General features: G+C 43.5%; 17 protein-coding genes and 1 tRNA gene. 5 read left to right on the top strand and 13 right to left on the bottom strand.

Annotated features, from left to right (window positions below; all coding sequences use genetic code 11):
* Positions 1-14: 14 nt before the first annotated feature.
* Complete coding sequence (locus I595_RS09005; RefSeq protein WP_054559078.1) at positions 15-656, top strand: HmuY family protein; 642 nt, start codon at positions 15-17, stop codon at positions 654-656.
* Between the two features lie 414 nt (positions 657-1,070).
* Here I595_RS09005 and I595_RS09000 read toward each other — a convergent pair whose 3' ends face one another.
* The 10 genes from I595_RS09000 to I595_RS08955 form a co-directional block, all read right to left on the bottom strand.
* On the bottom strand, positions 1,071-2,009 hold the full coding sequence (locus I595_RS09000; RefSeq protein WP_054559077.1) for a 2-hydroxyacid dehydrogenase: 939 nt from the start codon (positions 2,007-2,009) through the stop codon (positions 1,071-1,073).
* 472 nt (positions 2,010-2,481) lie between these two features.
* On the bottom strand, positions 2,482-2,847 hold the full coding sequence (locus tag I595_RS08995) for a cupin domain-containing protein (protein ID WP_054559076.1): 366 nt from the start codon (positions 2,845-2,847) through the stop codon (positions 2,482-2,484).
* An 81-nt stretch (positions 2,848-2,928) separates the two neighbouring features.
* Positions 2,929-4,281 (bottom strand): magnesium transporter, encoded by a 1,353-nt coding sequence (gene mgtE / locus I595_RS08990; RefSeq protein ID WP_054559075.1) that lies wholly within the window; start codon positions 4,279-4,281, stop codon positions 2,929-2,931.
* On the bottom strand, positions 4,268-5,143 hold the full coding sequence (rsmA, locus tag I595_RS08985) for a 16S rRNA (adenine(1518)-N(6)/adenine(1519)-N(6))-dimethyltransferase RsmA (protein ID WP_054559074.1): 876 nt from the start codon (positions 5,141-5,143) through the stop codon (positions 4,268-4,270). The genes mgtE and rsmA overlap by 14 nt, the downstream gene beginning before the upstream one ends.
* Before the next feature lie 14 nt (positions 5,144-5,157).
* Positions 5,158-5,475 carry a gamma-glutamylcyclotransferase family protein gene (locus tag I595_RS08980; RefSeq protein ID WP_054559073.1) on the bottom strand — a complete coding sequence of 106 codons (318 nt, stop codon included), beginning with the start codon at positions 5,473-5,475 and terminating at the stop codon, positions 5,158-5,160.
* Positions 5,476-5,787, bottom strand: a complete 312-nt coding sequence (locus I595_RS08975) for a DUF4286 family protein (RefSeq protein WP_054559072.1) — start codon at positions 5,785-5,787, stop codon at positions 5,476-5,478. It lies immediately after the preceding gene.
* 58 nt (positions 5,788-5,845) lie between these two features.
* Positions 5,846-7,633, bottom strand: coding sequence for a tetratricopeptide repeat protein (locus tag I595_RS08970; RefSeq protein WP_054559071.1), 1,788 nt, complete (start codon positions 7,631-7,633; stop codon positions 5,846-5,848).
* 55 nt (positions 7,634-7,688) lie between these two features.
* Positions 7,689-8,960, bottom strand: coding sequence for a serine--tRNA ligase (gene serS / locus I595_RS08965; RefSeq protein WP_054559070.1), 1,272 nt, complete (start codon positions 8,958-8,960; stop codon positions 7,689-7,691).
* A 53-nt stretch (positions 8,961-9,013) separates the two neighbouring features.
* Positions 9,014-10,327 carry an HTTM domain-containing protein gene (locus tag I595_RS08960; RefSeq protein WP_054559069.1) on the bottom strand — a complete coding sequence of 438 codons (1,314 nt, stop codon included), beginning with the start codon at positions 10,325-10,327 and terminating at the stop codon, positions 9,014-9,016.
* Between the two features lie 3 nt (positions 10,328-10,330).
* Positions 10,331-11,254, bottom strand: a complete 924-nt coding sequence (locus tag I595_RS08955; RefSeq protein WP_054559068.1) for a bifunctional riboflavin kinase/FAD synthetase — start codon at positions 11,252-11,254, stop codon at positions 10,331-10,333.
* 54 nt (positions 11,255-11,308) lie between these two features.
* Here I595_RS08955 and I595_RS08950 point away from each other — a divergent pair, with 54 nt between their 5' ends.
* Positions 11,309-15,067 (top strand): reprolysin-like metallopeptidase, encoded by a 3,759-nt coding sequence (locus I595_RS08950; protein WP_054559067.1) that lies wholly within the window; start codon positions 11,309-11,311, stop codon positions 15,065-15,067.
* Positions 15,064-15,747 carry a fibronectin type III domain-containing protein gene (locus tag I595_RS08945; protein WP_054559066.1) on the top strand — a complete coding sequence of 228 codons (684 nt, stop codon included), beginning with the start codon at positions 15,064-15,066 and terminating at the stop codon, positions 15,745-15,747. Before I595_RS08950 ends, I595_RS08945 begins: the two co-directional genes overlap by 4 nt.
* Here the strand turns inward: I595_RS08945 and pth are convergent.
* The 3 genes from pth to I595_RS08930 form a co-directional block, all read right to left on the bottom strand.
* Positions 15,744-16,373: an aminoacyl-tRNA hydrolase gene (gene pth / locus I595_RS08940; RefSeq protein WP_054559065.1), complete on the bottom strand. Its 630-nt coding sequence runs from the start codon at positions 16,371-16,373 to the stop codon at positions 15,744-15,746. The genes I595_RS08945 and pth overlap by 4 nt on opposite strands.
* A gap of 83 nt (positions 16,374-16,456) precedes the next feature.
* Positions 16,457-17,092 carry a 50S ribosomal protein L25/general stress protein Ctc gene (locus I595_RS08935; RefSeq protein ID WP_054559064.1) on the bottom strand — a complete coding sequence of 212 codons (636 nt, stop codon included), beginning with the start codon at positions 17,090-17,092 and terminating at the stop codon, positions 16,457-16,459.
* Between the two features lie 78 nt (positions 17,093-17,170).
* Positions 17,171-18,112, bottom strand: coding sequence for a ribose-phosphate pyrophosphokinase (locus tag I595_RS08930; protein ID WP_054559063.1), 942 nt, complete (start codon positions 18,110-18,112; stop codon positions 17,171-17,173).
* Between the two features lie 140 nt (positions 18,113-18,252).
* Between I595_RS08930 and I595_RS08925 the strand changes: the two genes are divergently transcribed.
* Together I595_RS08925 and I595_RS08920 are read left to right on the top strand one after the other, a co-directional pair.
* A tRNA-Leu gene (locus I595_RS08925) sits at positions 18,253-18,334 on the top strand.
* A 416-nt stretch (positions 18,335-18,750) separates the two neighbouring features.
* Complete coding sequence (locus I595_RS08920) at positions 18,751-20,064, top strand: DUF4856 domain-containing protein (RefSeq protein WP_054559062.1); 1,314 nt, start codon at positions 18,751-18,753, stop codon at positions 20,062-20,064.
* Positions 20,065-20,173 lie beyond the last annotated feature (109 nt).

The following is a 20,173-nucleotide window of genomic DNA, read 5'->3' as shown; positions in this document are numbered from 1 at the left end:
TTATTAAGTCAAGTATGAGAACTACAATTAAATTATTTGGACTGTTAAGCGTGCTATTTACATTTATTGCATGTAGCGACAATGAAGACGAACCCGAACTAGAGGCTGTCGAAAGCAGTATCGCAAGTAATATCCCAGCACCCCAGGTAGGTGGTTTTGGACAAGGAGAAATATCAGGTGAATTTACTAAGTTTAGCTTTGCCACAGGAGCTGTTACGGATAGTGACACCGAATGGGATATCGCCTTTAGAGGCCTTATTATTATTGTAAATGGAGGTGAACCAACAGGAACGAATGATGAACCAGATCGAAATGGAAATGGTGGGGCAACCATTGTTAATGAAACATTTGAAAGCATTACCAGTTCGGCAGGTCTATCCTTTGCACAAGATGCACCCAATACCTATGCAATACCTACTGGAAGCGATAATGGATGGTATAATTATAATCGTGGTCTAAATTTAGTCACGCCAATCCCTGGTAGGATATTGGTAGTAAGAACCCATGATGGCAAATTTGCAAAAATGGAAATCCTTAGTTATTACAAAGATGCACCAACGGAGGTAACCCCTGAAATAGCAAACAATGATTTTAGGTTCTATACCTTTAGATATCTATATAACCCAAATGAGGGGGAAACCACCTTATCCAATTAGTACCATTTTGACATTAAGTATGAACCGAGGCCCAACAGCCTCGGTTTTTTTTATTGGACCCAGGCCGGAAAGTGGACGACCTTATCCTTCACGGGACAGCACGGGAACAAACCTATGCTTGGGCAGTTATTTTCTTGAAATAATACAACCTGCAATAGATACGGTATAGCTTCTTTTTTAATGGTATTTAGCTTTTGACCATATCCTACGTTGTTTTAGGGTAGTTCCTAGCAAAAAGATGCGTTAAGGTAGAAGAATAAGGTAACATGAGTATGATTCCCCACAGGGTTTCTAATTAGTGTTACCCTTTATGGAGCGGTGCGGACCTCCGTTCTTGGGGATGTTCATAATTTTTCCAGCCCATAAGGTTTACAGCCATCACCATGTGTTGTGGTCGTAGCAACTAACCATACTCTAGCAAAACTTCGCTTTTACCTTGTCCACAATGGTCTGTGCCAATTTTTGATGGCTTTCCTTGGTCCAGCCGGCCACATGTGGACATAGAATAACATTCTTGGCTTTTCTAAGGTATTTAAAAGGTTTGGGTTTGTGGCTAAAGAAGTCTCCAAAATCAAATGATTTTTTCTCATATTCCAGGACATCCAAACCCGCTCCCAGTATTTTTTCAGATTTTAGGGCGCCAACCAAATCTTTGGTGACCACGCATTTTCCCCTAGCGGTATTTAGCAACCAAAATGGTTTTTGGAATGCATGGATAAACTCAGTATTCACCATTCCTATGGTCATTTGGGTCTGGGGTACGTGTAGACTAATGACATCGGATTTTTGTTGAAGTTCCAAAATACCTACCTGTCTGGCATTGTCATCACCAACACCCCCAAGGATGTCATAACAAATGACCTCTACATCAAAACCACGTAATTTTTTTGCAAAAGCCTTGCCCATATTGCCGTAACCTATAATCCCCACCGTTTTCCCATCCAGTTCCTCTCCCCTATTGCCTTCACGGTCCCATATTCCTTTACGAATTTCCTGATGCCCTTTGTTGAGCTTATTGAACAAACTTAACAACATGCCAAGGGTGTGCTCACCCACCGCATTTCTATTACCCTCTGGTGCAGCGGCTAAAAAAACACCATTTTCTTGGGCATACCGTACGTCTATATTTTCCAATCCTGCCCCAACGCGACCTATAAATTTAAGGTTGATGGCCTTGTCCAAAAAATCACGGTCAATAGTGAAACGGCTTCTGATAATGATACCCTCATAGTCCGCTATTTTGGCCTCAACCTCTTCCTTGGAAGATTGGTAGTCTTCATGGTTGATAAAGCCTAACTTGGCAAATTCTTGCATCAGTAACGGATGGTTGGCATCTAGGTGAAGGATTTTCATAGGTATTTTTTTAGTTTATAATTTACGATGTATGCTTTAGGCTTTGCACCTTAGGCACTTCGCATTTAACTGTTTTAAATTCTTTGGTCCCTACTATTTATTTTTATATGCTTTCCCGTTTTCACTGCGCCCCATGTCTTCCTTAGTTTTAAGAATAACCTGTGGGCAAGCCCAAGAGGCAAGGGAAGGAAAATAATTTATATTGATACTTTGGAGCATAGTACATTCTAGTTGTTACAAAATGGTGTAGGGCTTATACATTTACCCGTTGTCCATTTTTGAGCTAGGTTAACTACAAAATTTCAATTCATGTAATTTTTAAGAACGTACAACGGTATTGAGAACTTTCTTTTACGCTTAAATATTAATTCTAGGACTGTCTGCCAAAAGGCAGGTATACATTTTAGTGCCTAAAACACGATCATTTGCTTTTTAAAATTTGACAAAATTTTAAAAATCGCCATGGGTTGTCCTAAATCTTTGGATAATGGGTTTGGGTCATCTCATGTACCACCGTTCCGGTGTGGGCGGTGCTCAACTTCTCAAACAGCAACAAATGCACCTCCTCTCCATTTTTTGTGGATGGGCAATGCTCCACCCCTTTTGGCACCACAATAATCTCACCCTCTTGCACTACTTCTGTCCGATCCCTAAATTTCATGTAAAGCGTACCCTTTAATACCTGGAACAGTTCATCTTCCTGCTCGTGGGCATGCCATACAAAGTCCCCTTGGATTTTTGCCAAAATAACATGCATATTGTCCACAGTGGCTATTTGGTGCGGATGCCACTGTTTACTGAACAGTTGGTGTTTTTGCTTTAAATTGATGGCTTTCATACGGTTTGTTTTGCATTAGGGATTGGAGCAAGCTACCGTGTAGCGCGTAAAGCCCGACCATAACAAGGTTATGGTAATGCCCTAAATCCCTAAAATTAATTTGGCGATCCAGAAATAAATAAGAATACCAAAAATATCATTACTTGTGGTTATAAATGGTCCGGTGGCAATGGCTGGATCTATTCCCCTTTTATGTAGGAACAAGGGTGTAAAGGTCCCTATAAACCCTGCTACCACGATTACGGCAATGAGGGAGACAGAAATGGCCAGTGCCGTATTAAAGCTCCCTTTCCAGACCCATGTGAACAGTAATAGCAATGCGGCCAAAATGATGCCGTTTAATAATGCCAGTAACATTTCCTTGATCAACCTACTTCCTACACTGCCTTTAATATCATCATTGGCCAACCCTTGCACGATAATGGCACTGGATTGCACCCCAACATTACCGGCCATTGCGGCAATTAAGGGGGTAAATAAGAATAGTACGGTGTATTTACTGAACATTTCTTCAAAACCGCCCATGATCATGGCGGCGGCACCGCCACCAAAAAGGCCCAAAATTAGCCAAGGTAGTCTAGCCCTGGTAAGTTCCCAAATACTATCATCCGCCTCCACATCCTGTGAAATACCAGCGGCCATTTGGTAGTCCTTGTCCGCCTCTTCCCGGATAACATCTACAATATCATCAATGGTGATGCGGCCTACCAACCTATTGATCTCATCCACTACGGGAATGGCCTCCAAATCATATTTAGACATGATCTTGGCCACTTCTTCCGGCTTTTCATTTACATTAACATAATCTACTTTTGGAATATAGATTTCACTAATATGGGTTTCCGTGGATACGGTAAGCAAGTCCTTTAAAGACAATCTTCCTTTAAGTTTCTCCTCATCATCCACTACGTAGATACTATGCACCCTAGTAACGTTTTCCGCTTGGATACGCATTTGGCGCACGCATTTGGTGACAGTCCAGTTTTCATTGACCTTGACCAACTCTTTTGCCATTAAACCTCCTGCGGAATCCTCATCATAGCGCAATAAATCTACAATATCCTTGGCGTGGTCCTTATCCTCAATCTCGGAAATCACCTCTTTGATGATTTCCTTTGGAAGCTCCCCGATAATATCTGCGGCATCATCCGTGTCCAACTCCCCTATTTCCCCGGCAATTTCCTTTGGTGATAGGTTGTTTAGGATTTCCTCACGAACGTCCTCATCCAACTCGGTTAAAATATCCGAGGTTTTTTCGCTATCCAGTAATTTAATGAGGTAGGTGGCCTCTTCCGTGTCCAACTCATTAACGATTTCCGCAACATCTGCGTAATGGAACTCCTTTAACATGGTGCGGAGTTGCCCATCTTCCTGATGTGCTATCAGTGATTGAATGTCTGCGACAAGTTGGTCTGTAAGTTTAAAGGGCGTCATCTGCAATCTTCTTCGTCAGGGCTATAAAATCTGCCACCCCTATTTGTTCCGGGCGTGAATCAAATATAGTGTCTTCTCTTAGATTATGGGAAAGATTAAAGACTTTAAGGCTATTTCTAAGGGTCTTTCTGCGCTGGTTAAACGCGGCTTTTACCACCCTAAAGAGTAATTTTTCATCGCAATCCAATTGATAATTGGGTTTACGGGTTAGGCGCAACACCCCAGACTGTACTTTTGGTGGTGGATCAAAAACCTGTGGGTGTACGGTAAACAAATATTCCGCCTCATAAAAAGCCTGTACCAATACGGAAAGGATACCGTAGGACTTACTCCCTTCCCTTTCACAAATACGTTGGGCAACTTCTTTCTGGAACATACCAGAAAATTCTGGTATCTGTTCTCGCCATTCCAGCATTTTAAAGACAATTTGTGTAGAAATATTGTAGGGGAAATTTCCCGTTATCGCAAATGGGGCATCCCCAAAAAGCTGCCCCAAATCGTGGGATAAAAAGTCTGCCTCCAAGACTGTAAGCGTACCTCCCTTTTCCAGTACTTTGGGATGTTCCAAAGGAAATGTATGATTGAGGTAAACAATGGATTCCGCATCAATATCCATAGCGATAAGGTCTGCACCCCGTAGCAACAGGTATTTGGTAAGCACCCCAGTTCCCGGACCTATCTCAATTACCCGTCCATATCCTTTTAACGATAAGGTTCCAGCAATCTTTTGGGCGATTGCCTCATCTTTTAAAAAGTGTTGGCCCAAGTGTTTTTTGGCCCTTACCTTACCATTGGCGGGAGGGCTTTTACGCACCTCTGGCCTTGGGCCTTTTGAGCTATACTTTCTTGATTTAGAGCCCATATGCCATGTATCTTTTAACCCAGATTGGGAATATAAACCCAAGCATTGGCCCCTGAGACCAATACCACTTGTTTTCTAGCATAGGCCAGCGACTCGTAAAGATCAATATGGTGAAGGTCCAAATTGGAGACCTCATATAAAATACCCTTAACCTTATCTGTCTCCTTGCCGGTAAACTCAATGGTAGGATATTTATCCATAAACACTTTTTCGTGCTTAACGTAGCCAATTAGCGAATCTGACCTCCCTTTGAGTTTTCGTTTTAAAATTGCTAGTTGCACCTCTTTTTCCCGAAGAGAGCCGTATGAAAATATTTTCTGTGTTGTCCTCACTTATTGCTCGCTTATAATTTCCAATTCTGTTCTAAAAGCCACAAAGGAATTTGCAAAACGCTTATGCCCCTTTGCCCTCATGAGTTCCGCGTCTTCCTTGTAATATGCTTCCAAGGTGGCCTTGTCCTTGGCACGGTACTGCACGGAATAGGTATGCCCTCCCATTTCTTCCTCTACCAGAACTTTGCACATCTTGGCTTCCGTGAATTTTTTAGTGGCCAACATTTCCGGGATATGCTCGTTTTTCATCCAATCTAGCCAATTGTCATGTACTTGCCCGTCAATATTGATGGTAACATTGTATATAATCATCTATATCAGAAATTGTACTTTACAGTTTGTTGAGGGAACCTTGGTTTCAATATTAAACTTAATTCACTAAATCACCTCGTAAACGCCTGAAATTTTTTCTTGCCTGCGGAAAATAATAGCTGTCTTGGTAGTTATAAATAATCTTTTCATACAGTTTTTTGGCTTTTTCCGGCTCGTTAAATTGTTGCTCCAACAGTTCTGCCAATGCAAAATGGGCGTCATCGGCCAAAATATCCGAACTAAAAAATTCAATTATTTTTTGATAGTTAAATTTAGCTGCCTCGTAGTTGTTTTGTGATACATGGAGCGCTGCTTGCTTTAACAAGGCCTCATCCTCTATTTTTTCGCCCTTGTGGTTTTGTAAGATGTCTTCCAAGGCCAAAATGGCTTCACCCGTTTTGTTCTGATAGGCCAATAAATCTGCCCTAGCATATTTTTTTAGGGCGGTTTGGGTAGAATCTTCAAGGGAGTTATCGGAAATCAATAGGCTCAGCTGCATGGCATCATTGGCAATGAGTTGTGAGGTAGACGCCCTTAGGACCTTTAATTGGGTAAGTGCCCAATCAAAATCCCCCTTATAAAAGCTGGTCTGGGCCACCTTGAACCTTGCTTCTTGCCCAAGCACGTCATTCTTTAGACTTTTCTGGATTTGGGAAAAATAGATTAGGGCCTCATTAAAACGTTGATCAAACACCAAAATATCTCCTAGGGCCAATTTAATATAGGCCTGACCATACTTGCCCAGAGGCTGTTCCAGACTTTTTTTGAGCATGGCTATTGCCGGCTCCGCTTCATTGCGCTTAAAGGCAAGAAAATTTGAATAGGCAATCTGGAGTTGCAATGTCCTGTTTTGATATCCATAATTGGCCATTAACCTGTCAAAACGTTTTTGTACCGCATCCAAAGTTTTCCCATCTGTTTGCAACAGTTGGATATCAATAAGATTAAGCTGAGCATTTAGCTTAGTTACCTCATCCACCGCATTTTCCTCAATGAATCCAAAGATTTCCGCTGCCGTGGTCACGTCGTTGTTTTCATTGGCCAAATTCCCGAGCGTGTTTAACCGGTCTAAGGAGCTGGCCTCGTTTCTTTTATAAATGGCTTTTTCTTGCAAAAATGCGCTTTTAAACTGTTTTTGTTTTACAAACAACCAACTCAAGAGTTCATTCCAGACCACATCTGGGTTCTTCTGGGCATTTTGCAATAGGGCGCGTTTTAGGATACCATTGTTTGGGTTGCTTGGGTCCTCTGATATAAAGTCGTCTATATTTCTAAGCACATTATTCCTTGAGGCTTTGCCCTCATAGATGAGCTGGAGGTACGCCTGGTACATTTGCGCTATATTGCCCTGTTCCCCATAAATCCTTGCAAGCTGATAGTTGTAGTTAAGGTCCGGATTTAGCTCCATGGCCTTGGTGTAAGCCGCAATGGCCTCACTCAACAGGGCGTACTTTTGGAAGCGGTTACCTATCCCATAACCAAAATTAGGGTTCTCCTCTATTTTGGCCACGGCCTGTTGAAAATAGCGTTGCGCCTCCTCTTCCTGGTTTTGGAGCTTATAGTTGTAGCCCAATTCCACATAAAATATGGGAAATGCGTACTTGTCCTCAATTTTTTTGAGCAGAAAGGCTTCTGCATCCCCGTAGCGTTCCAGCTGTTGGTAGCAGCCGATCAATCCTTCTGCATAGTCCGTTCTTCTGGGATTTCTTTCCACAAGTTTCTCATAGAAGCCCACGGCCTTTGTAAACTCCCCATCGTCAAAATATTGTTTGGCCAAGAAATCATCCTGGGCAAATGCTGTCAAGGAAAGAAAAAAGCCGCTGATAAGAAGTAGGACCAATCGCATAGGTTAAAGATAAGGCAGAATTAAAACCTAAGTTGTTAAGTCCTTCTGAAAAAGTTTACCCTATGCTATCAAACCCACAGTATGGCACTAAAACCTCCGGTATCTGTATGCCATTCTTTGTTTGGTAGTTTTCTAAAATGCCCGCTAAAATACGCGGCAGGGCCAACGCACTGCCATTTAAGGTATGTGCTAATTGATTTTTACCGTTCCCATCTTTAAAACGCAATTTTAAGCGATTGGCCTGATAGGTTTCAAAATTGGATACGGAACTCACCTCCAGCCATCTGTTCTGAGCGGTGGAAAAAACCTCAAAATCATAGGTCAGGGCTGCCGTAAAGCCCAAATCCCCACCACAAAGCCTAAGTATTCTAAACGGTAATTTTAATTCCCTTAAAACTTCCTTTACATGCGCTACCATAGCCTCCAAGGCTTCATATGAGCGGTCTGGATGCTCCACCCGCACAATCTCTACTTTATCAAACTGGTGCAAACGGTTTAATCCGCGTACGTGGGCGCCATAACTCCCTGCCTCACGCCTAAAACAAGGGGTATAGGCGGTATATTTTATGGGAAAATCCTCATTTTTAACGATTTCATCCCTAAATAGGTTGGTCACGGGAACTTCCGCCGTGGGAATAAGGTATAGCTCATCTGCTTGTACGTGGTACATCTGGCCTTCCTTATCCGGCAATTGTCCCGTCCCGTAACCCGATGCATCATTCACCAAATGGGGCACTTGCATTTCTGTGTATCCGGCTGCCGTATTTTTATCCAAAAAATATGAGATCAGCGCGCGTTGTAGCCGTGCACCTTTGCCTTTGTAGACGGGAAACCCGGCACCGGTAATCTTTACGCCAAGTTCAAAATCTATAATATCAAACCGTTTGGCCAGCTCCCAGTGTGGCATGGCGTTTTCCACTAGTTTAGGAATTTCCCCCTCACTGTATATCTCTTCGTTATCCTCATCAGAATTTCCCTTTGGGACGGACTCATGCGGAATATTGGGTACTTGGTAGAGTAGCTCGTCCAATTCGGCGGCGATTCGGTTCAGGGCTTCGCCCAAAGTTTTGCCCGTCTCTTTTAGACCGGCACTTTTGGTTTTGAGCGCATTGGCATCGGATGCTTTTCCTGCCTTAAACAGGTTCCCAATTTCCTTGGAAATCTTATTAGCCTCTGCCAACGTATTGTCCAGTTCTGTTTGTGTTGCCCTTCGCTTTTCATCTAAGTCGATGATAGCCTCCAAAAGTGGTTTGGCATCCAAATTCCTTTTCCCAAGTGCCTTGATAATAGCTTCTTTCTGCTCACGTAAGACCTGTAATTGTAACATAGCTGTTTATTTGCTGGGCAAATTTAATTTTTTGCGCGCTAAGCCAGGTGGTTTTATTGGTTTTCTTGTGGCAAAATCCATTCGTGGTGCGTAAAGTGTTGCCAGGGTACAGCCGTCAAGTCTACCCTTGGGTCTATAAATGCCCCCCACGGACCCTTGTTTACCTTTACCTTGGCAGATACATATACACCAACGTCCTTTCCTTTGGCTTGGTACTCTTTTTTAAGGTGTTGGGCAAATTGCCAAATATAATCTGGATAACAACCTACCTTACGTTGCTGTTTTTTACTTAGATACTGACCAAGGTCTACCTGATGTTTCTCTTGGGTAGCCTTATCAACAACAGTAAATTCTGCCAAACCCTGCCGGCTACGTAGCATCATGCGCCAGCTTAAGCGGTGCCCTTCTTCCGTCCAAAGTACGTCTCCTTTAATTGCCAAATGACGCAGGGGCAGCACTAGCTGAACCGTAAAATATACTCCCAAAACCACCAACAATAAATTGCTATGTGCAGGAACCCAAATTGCCTCTGGAACCTTAACCCCCTTTCCTCTAAAGAATAGTTTCCTAAGGGTCTGTGGCTCAAAAAAGAACAAGCAGAAGGCCAACGACAGGTAAGGAAAAATCCCAATTTGGAAAACTATGCTATTAAAGAGATGAAAGAAGATGCCTAGGAGAAAGGCAATTTTTCTAGTAGGTTTCCAAAGCAAGGCAGGTACCACCAGCAGGTCAAAAACAATTCCAAATCCGGCAATGATCCAATGTGTCCATCTTTGCTGCAATACCTCCCCTAGTACTGGCAATTCTTTTTTGCCCTGCATTAAAACCTCTATCACCGTGAGATCAAACCAGTCCCCATATAATTTGGCCACAGCAGCGTAGGTATAGACAATGAACAGTTGTAAAATAATGATCCAGCGAATATAGTTTGGCATCAAATCCGTCTTAATGGCAGGGTTTAACTTGGCGTCCAAGGACAAGTTCCTGTTTGCGGGAAAGAAGGCCATGATAAACGCCAAGAGCATGAGCAGATAATAATGATTGTTGTATGCCGTTTTTTGCATGAGGTACACCCCGGTCCACATAAAAGCAAAGCCAAATGCAGCTAAACGATAACGATATCCCACCGTAATGAATATGCCCAAAATCCCCATTAAGGCAAAGTAAAAGTACATTCCATTTCCCGGTAAGGGCTGCAACCAATCAAAGCCAATAAAAGTAAAGGTGAATTTAGGAGCGATAAATACCCGATGCACCCAACCGGTTGCTATGGCCCCAAAACATTCCATACAAACAAGCAGACCATAACATACCCTAAAGATGATGAGCTGCGCATTATCTATTCTTTTGAACAAAAAATGTTGCATGAGTTAGGTGATTAGCCCCAAGCAGGTTTCCCGGTCTCTTTGTAGTTGTTCTTTAAGCAATACCACGGAGGCAAATTTTTTCTCATCACGAATTTTTTTCAAGAAGCGCACCTCAATGCTTTGGCCGTATAAATCGCCCTCAAAATCAAAGAAATGCACTTCAATACTCTTTTCCGTGCCGTTTACGGTGGGGTTATAGCCAATATTCATCATCCCATGTACTTTTGTCCCCTGCAAAAAGGCGTGTACCGCGTAGACCCCATTTTCCGGGACTAACTTATAGGCTTCTGCCACTGCTAAATTTGCCGTTGGAAACCCCATCTGATGGCCTAAGCCTTTACCCTTCCTTACCGTTCCACTGACCATATAATGATATCCCAAGTACCCATTTGCCGTGTGTACGTCCCCTGATAACAACGCCCTTCTTATTTTAGTGGAACTCACGGACACATCATCTATTTCTTGGGCGGGTATTTCCTCCACCTCAAAACCAAAAGTATGTCCAAAGCCAATGAGGTCTTTGATGTTTGCGTTTCTATTACGGCCAAATCTATGATCGTATCCTATGATCACCTTTTTAACCCGTAATTGATCTACCAAAAGGTCCCGCACAAACTCTAAGGCAGATAACCTGGAGAATTCCTTGGTGAACGGATGCACAATAAGGTAATCCAAGCCCAGCGCTTCCATGGATTCCTTTTTTTCCACTAGGGTGTTCAAAAGCTTGATATCCGTATCTTTCTGTAGCACCATTCTAGGATGCGGGAAAAAAGTAAGCACGGCAGATTTAAGCCCTTTGGTTTTGGCATTGTTTATGAGACGTTGTAAAATAGTGCGATGTCCAATATGGACGCCATCAAAGGTACCAATGGTAATGATGGTTGGCTCGGCCGACTTAAATTTTGAGATTCCGTTGAATGTTTTCAAACTACTAAAAGAATAAAAAAGGCTTATTTTTGCCCATATGACGCCCCACGTTCGATGAAAGCTAAATTACATTTTGTTTTATCAATAACCATACTTTTTAGTGGGTTTTCGGCTTGGTCTCAACAGGGGTATTGGTTGCCTAAATCCAATAGTGCTAGGCAAACCTCTGGCAACCCATCCGATAGCTCCATTTATTTGGAACTGAATGAGGTCCTTTTTGCCAAAGCCTTGGCCCAAACCAAAGCGGGAAAGGAAGGTACTTTGCAGTTTCCATTGGCCCATGGTGGTTTTGAAACATTTTATGTTAAGGAGCGTTCTGTTTTCCATCCACGGTTGGCAGCCAAATACCCGCAGATCACATCTTTTGTGGGATGGAACCATAATAAGACCAAAACAGTACGCTTTAGTTGGTCCCATAAAGGTTTACAGGCAATGCTGGTAGACCATCTACAGGCTAAACGCGCTTTTATAGACAAAGAAAAGGGCAGCGCTGCGATTTACAGCCTGCACAAAGGAAGTGAACGTTCCACTGGCAAGGGCTTTGAATGCCACACCGAAGAAGGAAAAACCTTGGCACCACCAGCAGCTCCGGGTAATTTGCTGGTCACCGACCAAAATCTCAGAAAATTTAGGATTGCCATTAGTGCCAGCGGAAGCTATACGGCTTACCATGGGGGTACAGTGGCAGATGCCCTCGCCGCCATTAATGCCAGTTTAACCAGAATAAACCAAGTTTTTGAAACCGATGTTGCGGTGACCTTGGAACTGGTTCCCAACAACGACCAGATCATTTTCACCGATGCCGATACGGACCCCTACACCGGGAATCTGAATTCGCAGGTACAGAACACGTTAAGCACCATTATTGGCGAAGAAAATTATGATGTGGGACATTTATTTAATGTAGACAATGACAATGGCAATGCAGGTTTTATAGGCTCCGTGTGTATTGACAACCGTAAAGGAAGTGCGTTTGCGTCCGCACTGCAACCAGAAGGAGACCGTTTTGACCTGGATTTTGTGGCACATGAGCTGGGGCATCAGTTTGGTGCTAACCATACCTGGTCTTTTGAGTCAGAGGGAACCGGGGTACAGGTAGAACCCGCGAGTGGCACCACCATCATGGGCTATGCGGGTATCGTCAGGGACAACAACGTAGCCCCAGTGGGTGATGATTATTTTCATCATGTCAGCATCGTTCAGATTACCGACTACTTAGGCACCGTTTCTTGTGGCGTTTCGGAACCCTTGACCAATAACCCTCCCGAGATAACAGCTGCTTTAGATTATACCATTCCCGTGGGAACGGCATTTGTGCTTTCAGGATCCGCCACAGACTCGGACCCTGCCGATGTACTTACCTATGCTTGGGAGCAAATTGATGATGGTGTGGTGGTCACCAATACGTTTGGACCCCAAAATCCTGCTGGGGCCAACTTTAGGTCCTTGCCACCCTCCACGGACTCCTTGAGGTATTTTCCAAGCCTATCTAGAGTGATTGCCGGGGAACTTACCCAGACCAACCCTCCGGAAAGCAGTGCATGGGAAACGGTTTCCAATGTAAGACGCGATTTAAACTTTGCCCTGACCGTTCGCGACAATGCCATTGGCGGTGGCCAAGTGGCCTCGGACAGTTTGCGCGTCCGGGTCAACAATACCGCAGGCCCTTTTGTAGTGCTATCGCAAAATAGCCCAATGACCCTTTCCGGGGGAAGCGTTGAAGAAATCCTTTGGGACGTTGCCAATACGGACCAACCTCCCATAAACACTGCAACGGTAAGCATTCTGCTTTCTGTAGACGGTGGCCAGACCTTTACGACAACATTAGCGGACAACGTACCCAATACAGGGATGGCCAAAGTACAACTGCCCAATATAGCTACTGCCCAAGCCCGTATCATGGTCAAGGCCGATAACACTATTTTTTATGCGGTGAACAGCACCAATTTCACCATTGGGGAACAAGCATTTTCCCTTGCTTTGGAAGACGTTTCGCTATCCGTATGCCAAGGTGATGATGCGGCGCTCTTGGCCACTTATGACACCTTAGCTTCCTTTTCGGAGACGGTGACTTTTGCTGCCGATGCCCCTGCTGGACTTGGTATAGCCTTTGATCCCAGTGCTACCAATACATCGGGCACCGCTATCAATATTAGCTTTACCAATACCAGTACTTTAGAGGTTGGCGAATACCCCATAAGCCTCACGGCATCGGCGGCTGGCCAAACCGTAACCCTGCCCATAACCCTGCATATTTTTGGGACAAGTTTTGACCCTTTGATGCTGCGGTTTCCCGAAAACGGTGCCACGGGCACAGCGGTAAACCCATCATTTCAATGGGTGCCGGACATCAACGCATCTGGCTATGATATTGAAATTGCCACGGACAACACGTTTACGGATATCGTTACCACGGCCTCCGTCAGCGGGAATAGGTTTACCAGTGAAAATTTGCTTCCTTCCACATCGTATTTTTGGAGGGTTAGGCCCAAAAATGACTGTGGAGCAGGCGTATTTACAGAAGCCTTTGCATTTAGCACGGCGGACATCAATTGTAAGTTATTTGATGGCAGCGGATCCTTATCCATCGGCATTCCGGCAGATGTGCCTAGTACCATCTCTACAAGTTTGTTCTTTGTTGAGGATTTAAGACTATCGGACGTTAATGTTAGTCTGGAAATAGACCATACCTTTCTGGAAGACCTTATTATACGGCTAACATCCCCCTCTGGTACAGTAGTTACCTTACTTTCCAATAATTGTGGTTCTGCCAATAATCTAAATGCCGTTTTTGATGCTGATGGCGACCCATTTGCCTGCAGCGGTAATCCTGCCATAAGCGGCACCGTACAACCCTTGGGTAGCTTAGAATCGTTCAACGGGGAATCCATAATTGGGGAATGGATACTGAGCATTGAAGACACCTTGGCATCGGACGGAGGTGAGTTAAAGTCTTTTTCACTGGAGTTTTGCGTGGAGGGCGTATTTAGACCGGATGAGGACGAAGATGGGGTTTTTGATGATGGGGACGATTTATGTCTGGGAACTCCCAAGGGTAGTCTGGTAGATACATCGGGCTGCGCCCTCAACCTTTTTCCCACTAACAATTTTAACTTGGAAATCCAAAGCGAAAGTTGCAGAACCAGTGATGATGGCCAAATAACCATCAGTGCCATGGACACCTCTATAGACTACACGGCCATCCTTACAGGCCCGGACACCAACGTGAGTATGCCCTTTAACGAGGCGGCCAGTTTTAACAGGCTCGCCGCTGGAGCGTATAGCCTATGCATCACTGGTGGGAACGGCACGGTCTTATTTAGGGAAAGTTGTTTTGAGGTCAATATTACAGAACCGGAAAGCCTAAGTGTGCTTAGCACCCTTTTAACGGAGACCAACGAATTGGAACTGGAACTTAACGGGGCCTCTTTTTATACCATTGAAATTAACGGTGTGATAACCCAGACCACCAAAAACAACATTACGTTAACCCTAGGACAGGGGAGCCAGCTAGTACGGGTAACCACCCCATTGGAATGCCAAGGCAGTTATGAAGAAGTCTTTTTTGTTACAGAAACCGCCGTATTGTACCCAAATCCTGTAAACGATAGTTTTTCCATTTTTACCAATACCCAAAAGGATAAGGTTCAGCTGGCTATTTTTGCCATGGACGGCAGCTTATTGTTTAGGAAATGGTTGCCTGTGGCCAACCGGGAAATAAGGCTGGATGCAAGCTTTTTGACCTCCGGAACTTATGTTGTGAAGTTGGGTACCAACGCCCAAGGCCAAACCTTAAAAATGTTGAAGCAATGAAAAAATTGGCACTTTTAATGAGTCTATTGGTGCTGCTTTCCTGCGGCAAAGATGATGGCCCCCCGCCCGGGCCCTCCAAAGCCAATCTCCTTTTTCCGATAGAGAATTCTGAATGTACCACTGGTGTGGAGGTAGGCCAAAACAAAAGCAGGGTGACCTTTGAGTGGGAAGCTGCGGCCAACACGGACATTTATACGCTCAACGTCTTAAACCTCGTGACCAATATTCCGCAGGAAATAAGTACCGCCCAAACCGCCATAGCACTGGAAATTGAAAAAGGTACTCCCTTTTCATGGTCCGTAAGGACACAAAACGAGGAAACAGAAGAGATTATAACGAGTGATGTATGGCTTTTTTACAACGCCGGGGCCCAGACTTCCTACGCCCCTTTTCCTGCCAGAATACTAAGCCCAGAGTCAGGAACCACCCTCCAAGCAAGTGCGGAGAACACCGTCATGTTAAGATGGCAGGGGGCAGACGTAGAAGATGATATTACGGAGTATCGGCTGTATTTTGGGGAAACCAATCCGCCTACGGTAACGGTAGCCACCCTTGCATCAAACGAGGAAGAATTTATGGTAGACGTAAATCCCGGAACGGTTTATTTTTGGAAAATAATCAGCCTAGATGCAAAGGGCAACACCTCAGATTCCGGAGTATTTGATTTTAAGGTGCTTTAAGTCCCGTTAAATTGATTCATGGTGTTTGCTGGCCCAGCAAACATGAATGACCTTATGGCAGCCGTTGCTTGTTGTAGGCGTTCCGGAAGGGCCTTGTTTTCCGCTTGGTTCCATTCTCCAAGCACATAATCTACCTGACGTCCCTGACCAAAATCCGCACCAACCCCAAATCTAAACCTGTGGTATTTGGTGGTCTGTAGCATATGTTGGACGTCTTTTAATCCGTTGTGCCCACCATCACTCCCTTTTGCCTTTATCCTAATGGTCCCAAAAGGGAGATTGATATCATCTGTTATCACCAAAATATTTTGCAACGGAATATTTTCCTTTTCCTTCCAATACCTAACGGCCTTACCACTAAGATTCATAAAGGTAGCCGGTTTTAGGCAAAGGGCGGTCTTCCCCTTATAGGTAAAGGTAGTTATGGCACCCAGCTTGGCATCTGTAAACGTAAGCTCCTCTTCCACGCCCAACTTGTCAAGAATTTTAAAACCTATGTTATGCCTGGTATTCTCATATTTGGGGCCAATATTGCCCAAGCCTACCACTAGAAATTTTTTCATGGAATCAGTTTCTTCTATAATCGTTTTTGGGCCAGACCAAAGCTTAGAAAACCAAGAGGGCATGTACAATGGATTTTGGCAAAAATACAAAAGCATCCAGAATCATATAGATTCTGGATGCTCCGCACCCTTAGACGGGGCATGCTTTATTCAGCAGCTTCGGAAGCTGGGGCTTCAGCACCTTCTGCTGCGCCATCTTCTCCTTCTTCACCTTCTTCCTCGTCATCAAGGACGGCATTTCTAGAGGCTTTTACCTGAACAACTGCAGTGCTTTCTGGATGCATGATGGTATAATCATCATTTAGCAAGGTCTCCACGGTAATGGTACCCCCAATTTTTAGTTTTGAAATATCAATGGTGATAAAATCCGGCAACAATTTTGGCAATGCCTTAATCGTTAGTTTACGTTTTCTAAAGAGCAAACGCCCACCATTTCTTACCCCTGGCGAATTCCCCTCCAATCTTACGGGAATGTTCATGGTTACCGCTTTGTCCTCAAACAACTGGTAAAAATCGACATGAAGGATTCTATCCGTTACCGGGTGAAATTGGATGTCCTGTAAAACGGCATCAAACGTATCGCCGTTTTCCAACTCAATTACCGCAGTGTAGGCGTTGGGAGTATACACTAAGTGTTTGAACGCGAGTTCATCAGCTGAAAAGTGCATTGCATTATCCCCTCCGTACAGTACGCAAGGAACCTTTCCAGCATTACGTAAGGCCTTGGTAGCTACCTTGCCCACGCTTTCTCTTTTAGATCCTTTGATTGTAATTGACTTCATTATATAGATTAAAAATTAATTATTCCTTTTTTGGCCGTTCCTTTTCCTTTTTGTTAACTGATTGCAAACCTTGGGCCGTTACATTAAAAACTTGGACGATATGGAGGTATTATGGTGTACCCTATGCATTACGTCTGCAAAAAGGTTGGCACAGCTCAATACCTTCACTTTATCACTCTTTACCTCTATGGGAATAGAATCCGTTATGATCAATTCCTTCAATTGGGATTTTTCAATTTTTTCATAAGCATTGCCAGACAGCAATCCGTGCGTGGTGATTGCCCTAACACTTTCCGCTCCGCGCTCCATCATCAAATCTGCGGCTTTTGTGAGCGTTCCGGCGGTGTCCACCATATCATCCACCAAGACTACGTTCTTTCCGGTCACTTCGCCAATAAGTTCCATATGCGAAATCACATTTGCCTTAGCACGCTGTTTGTAACAGATGACCACATCGGACATTAATCTTCTAGAATAGGCATATGCCCTTTTGGAGCCGCCCATATCTGGCGATGCAATGCACAGGTTCTTTAGGTTCAATTCCTTTAAATAAGGTAAGAACAAGGTGGAGGCAAACAGATGATCTACAGGCTTTTCAAAAAAGCCCTGAATTTGATCTGCATGCAAATCCATGGTAATAATTCTAGTGGCACCGGCAGTCTCTAACATCTTGGCAATTAACTTGGCCGCAATGGGAACCCTTGGCTTATCCTTCCTATCTTGCCTTGCCCAGCCAAAATAAGGCATTACCGCGGTAATGTGCCTTGCGGATGCGCGCTTGGCTGCGTCCAACATTAGTAACATCTCCATTAAATTCTCAGAGCTTGGGTTGGTGGATCCAATAATAAAGATTCTGGCACCACGGATGGATTCTTCAAACGAAGGTTGAAACTCCCCATCACTGTATCTGGAAAAATGGATTTTGCCCAAGGTGGCCCCATATGCCTTGGCTATTTTTTCACCAAGGGCCGTACTTTGGGTACAGGCAAATATTTTGGGTTCTGGAACTTGGTACGGCATTCTCTCCTAGGCTTTTAGATAGGTTATTTTTTGCGAGGTGCAAATTTAAAAATTAATCTGGCTTGGTAAAGGATAATTCTATGAATTTTAGTTTTTGAAATGAAATATTTTTTTAGCTTTGCAATCCGTTTAACGGAAATGCTCGAGTGGCGGAACTGGTAGACGCGCTGGATTCAAAATCCAGTTCTTTCGGGAGTGTGGGTTCGATTCCCACCTCGAGTACTTAAAGGGAAAGCCGAGATATAAAAATCTCGGCTTTTTTGTTTGGGTACAACATTTGTGTTTCTTTTTATCGAAGCTATTAAATCAACTAGACTAATATTATATGAAGATAAATGTAATAGGTTACGGGAATAACGTAAGTTGAAAATAACTGGATTGCCAAAGATAATTGCTGTTGTCGACAAAGTTCTTTTTGAGTGACGGTTTTCTGTCCTTGAAATTATAAGCATGCAAAAAACAAACGAATATTCTTTTTCCGAATAACTATGATGGAAGTAAGATTACCTTCTTAAAACAGTTCTAAATATTTGGAATGTTAAGCCTTATTTTTATTTAGAATTAATTTAAATAATGCTTGTTTCTTCGAAATCTTCCCTCTACTTTTGCCTCTCATTTTAACAAAATTTTAAAAAGGTATGAGAATTCTTAAACTTTTCATTGCAGCAGTAATAATAGGCTGCTTTTTTGTTGCTTGCTCAGATGATGACAATGATATGCCCGATATGGTGGCTACCTGTTCGGATAACATTCAAAATGGCGATGAGACTGGTGTTGATTGTGGCGGTACTTCATGTGCACCTTGTACTACCGGAGTTGAAATTCCGGACACCTACGTCTTTGAGAGGAATGGTGAAACAACCGTTAGTTTCAGCGGACAAACCACCCGTCTTAAAATGGCAAAGGAAATCTTAGGAAAACTAAGGGACAATACAGCTACCGAGGCCGATATTTTGGCAGCCTATGATCACCAAGAAGGTACTGATAATTTCAGCGATGCAGACTTAAATGCCTCTGATAAACAAGTACGTAATAAAACAGCAGGTTCCTTTTTTTTCAAGAATTTTGTTCCTGCAATAGCATCTACCACGGTGGTTGCTGATTTTGAAGGTTTTATTTCTGCGCAAGTTAACGAGGTATTTCCAGCTTGGAACAATGTGGCTTCCGAGGGTGTTGCGGGGCAATTGCCTGATGGAAGTTCAACACGCTATGTAAATGCTCGAGGGTTGGAATATGACCAAGCCTTCATTAAAGGTTTGACCGGTGCTTTTGTTGCTGATCAAATTGTGGGCAACTATACCTTACCTGCCAACCTGGAGCAATTCGAAGCAGCGAATGATGCTGGTACTTTGGTCGATGGTAAAACATATACCGATTTGGAGCACGATTGGGACGAGGCGTACGGTTACTTTTTTGGACTGGCCGCTGATGGAGCCAACCCTGTAGCTGCCTTATTGGATGGAGGTGACCCTAGCACCTTCAGTTCAGGTGATGATGAATTCCTTTACAAATATGTTGATAATGTTGAGGCCAACTTTGACGGTACCGCCCAAGCTATATTCGATGCTTTTAAAGCAGGTAGAACAGCAATCTTAAATAAAGATTATAATGAGCGTGATGCTCAAGCTGATATTATCAGGGAAAAAGTAGCCATGGTAGTAGCGGTAAGAGCTATCCATTACTTAAAAGCAGGTCAAGATACGATGTCAAGTCCAGGAACAAGGCTGCATGATTTGTCAGAAGCTTATGGTTTCATTTATAGTTTACAGTTCTTATTGGAGCCTGGCACAAACAATAGCTTCTATTTCACTAGAGCAGAAGTGGAAGGTTATTTAGATACTATCTACAATAACCCAACTAATGGTTTTTGGGGTGCAACCGTGGAAGACTTAAATTCAGTAGCTGCTGATATTGCAGCCAAGTTTAGTTTTACCGCTGACGAGGTAGACTAAATTTTCATATCACATGTTTACTATCTTTGAATTCTAAACAATTAAAAAATAAAAGGGTGTAGGTCTTATTGGGCTTACATCCTTTATCGTTTATATTATTTCAATTTTT

This window comes from Croceitalea dokdonensis DOKDO 023 (assembly GCF_001306415.1).
GTDB lineage: Bacteria > Bacteroidota > Bacteroidia > Flavobacteriales > Flavobacteriaceae > Croceitalea > Croceitalea dokdonensis.
The sequence above is the reverse complement of the archived record's forward strand: the minus strand, read 5'-3'. Positions and strand labels throughout refer to the sequence as shown.

Coding starts and splice junctions, on each gene's coding strand:
- I595_RS08930 (WP_054559063.1), bottom strand. CDS start 18,112: ATGCCGTACCAAGTTCCAGAACCCAAAATATTTGCCTGTACCCAAAGT.
- I595_RS08960 (WP_054559069.1), bottom strand. CDS start 10,327: ATGCAACATTTTTTGTTCAAAAGAATAGATAATGCGCAGCTCATCATC.
- I595_RS08950 (WP_054559067.1), top strand. CDS start 11,309: ATGAAAGCTAAATTACATTTTGTTTTATCAATAACCATACTTTTTAGT.
- pth (WP_054559065.1), bottom strand. CDS start 16,373: ATGCCCTCTTGGTTTTCTAAGCTTTGGTCTGGCCCAAAAACGATTATA.
- I595_RS08995 (WP_054559076.1), bottom strand. CDS start 2,847: ATGAAAGCCATCAATTTAAAGCAAAAACACCAACTGTTCAGTAAACAG.
- I595_RS08920 (WP_054559062.1), top strand. CDS start 18,751: ATGAGAATTCTTAAACTTTTCATTGCAGCAGTAATAATAGGCTGCTTT.
- I595_RS08975 (WP_054559072.1), bottom strand. CDS start 5,787: ATGATTATATACAATGTTACCATCAATATTGACGGGCAAGTACATGAC.
- rsmA (WP_054559074.1), bottom strand. CDS start 5,143: ATGGGCTCTAAATCAAGAAAGTATAGCTCAAAAGGCCCAAGGCCAGAG.
- I595_RS09005 (WP_054559078.1), top strand. CDS start 15: ATGAGAACTACAATTAAATTATTTGGACTGTTAAGCGTGCTATTTACA.
- I595_RS08970 (WP_054559071.1), bottom strand. CDS start 7,633: ATGCGATTGGTCCTACTTCTTATCAGCGGCTTTTTTCTTTCCTTGACA.
- I595_RS08935 (WP_054559064.1), bottom strand. CDS start 17,092: ATGAAGTCAATTACAATCAAAGGATCTAAAAGAGAAAGCGTGGGCAAG.
- I595_RS09000 (WP_054559077.1), bottom strand. CDS start 2,009: ATGAAAATCCTTCACCTAGATGCCAACCATCCGTTACTGATGCAAGAA.
- I595_RS08945 (WP_054559066.1), top strand. CDS start 15,064: ATGAAAAAATTGGCACTTTTAATGAGTCTATTGGTGCTGCTTTCCTGC.
- mgtE (WP_054559075.1), bottom strand. CDS start 4,281: ATGACGCCCTTTAAACTTACAGACCAACTTGTCGCAGACATTCAATCA.
- serS (WP_054559070.1), bottom strand. CDS start 8,960: ATGTTACAATTACAGGTCTTACGTGAGCAGAAAGAAGCTATTATCAAG.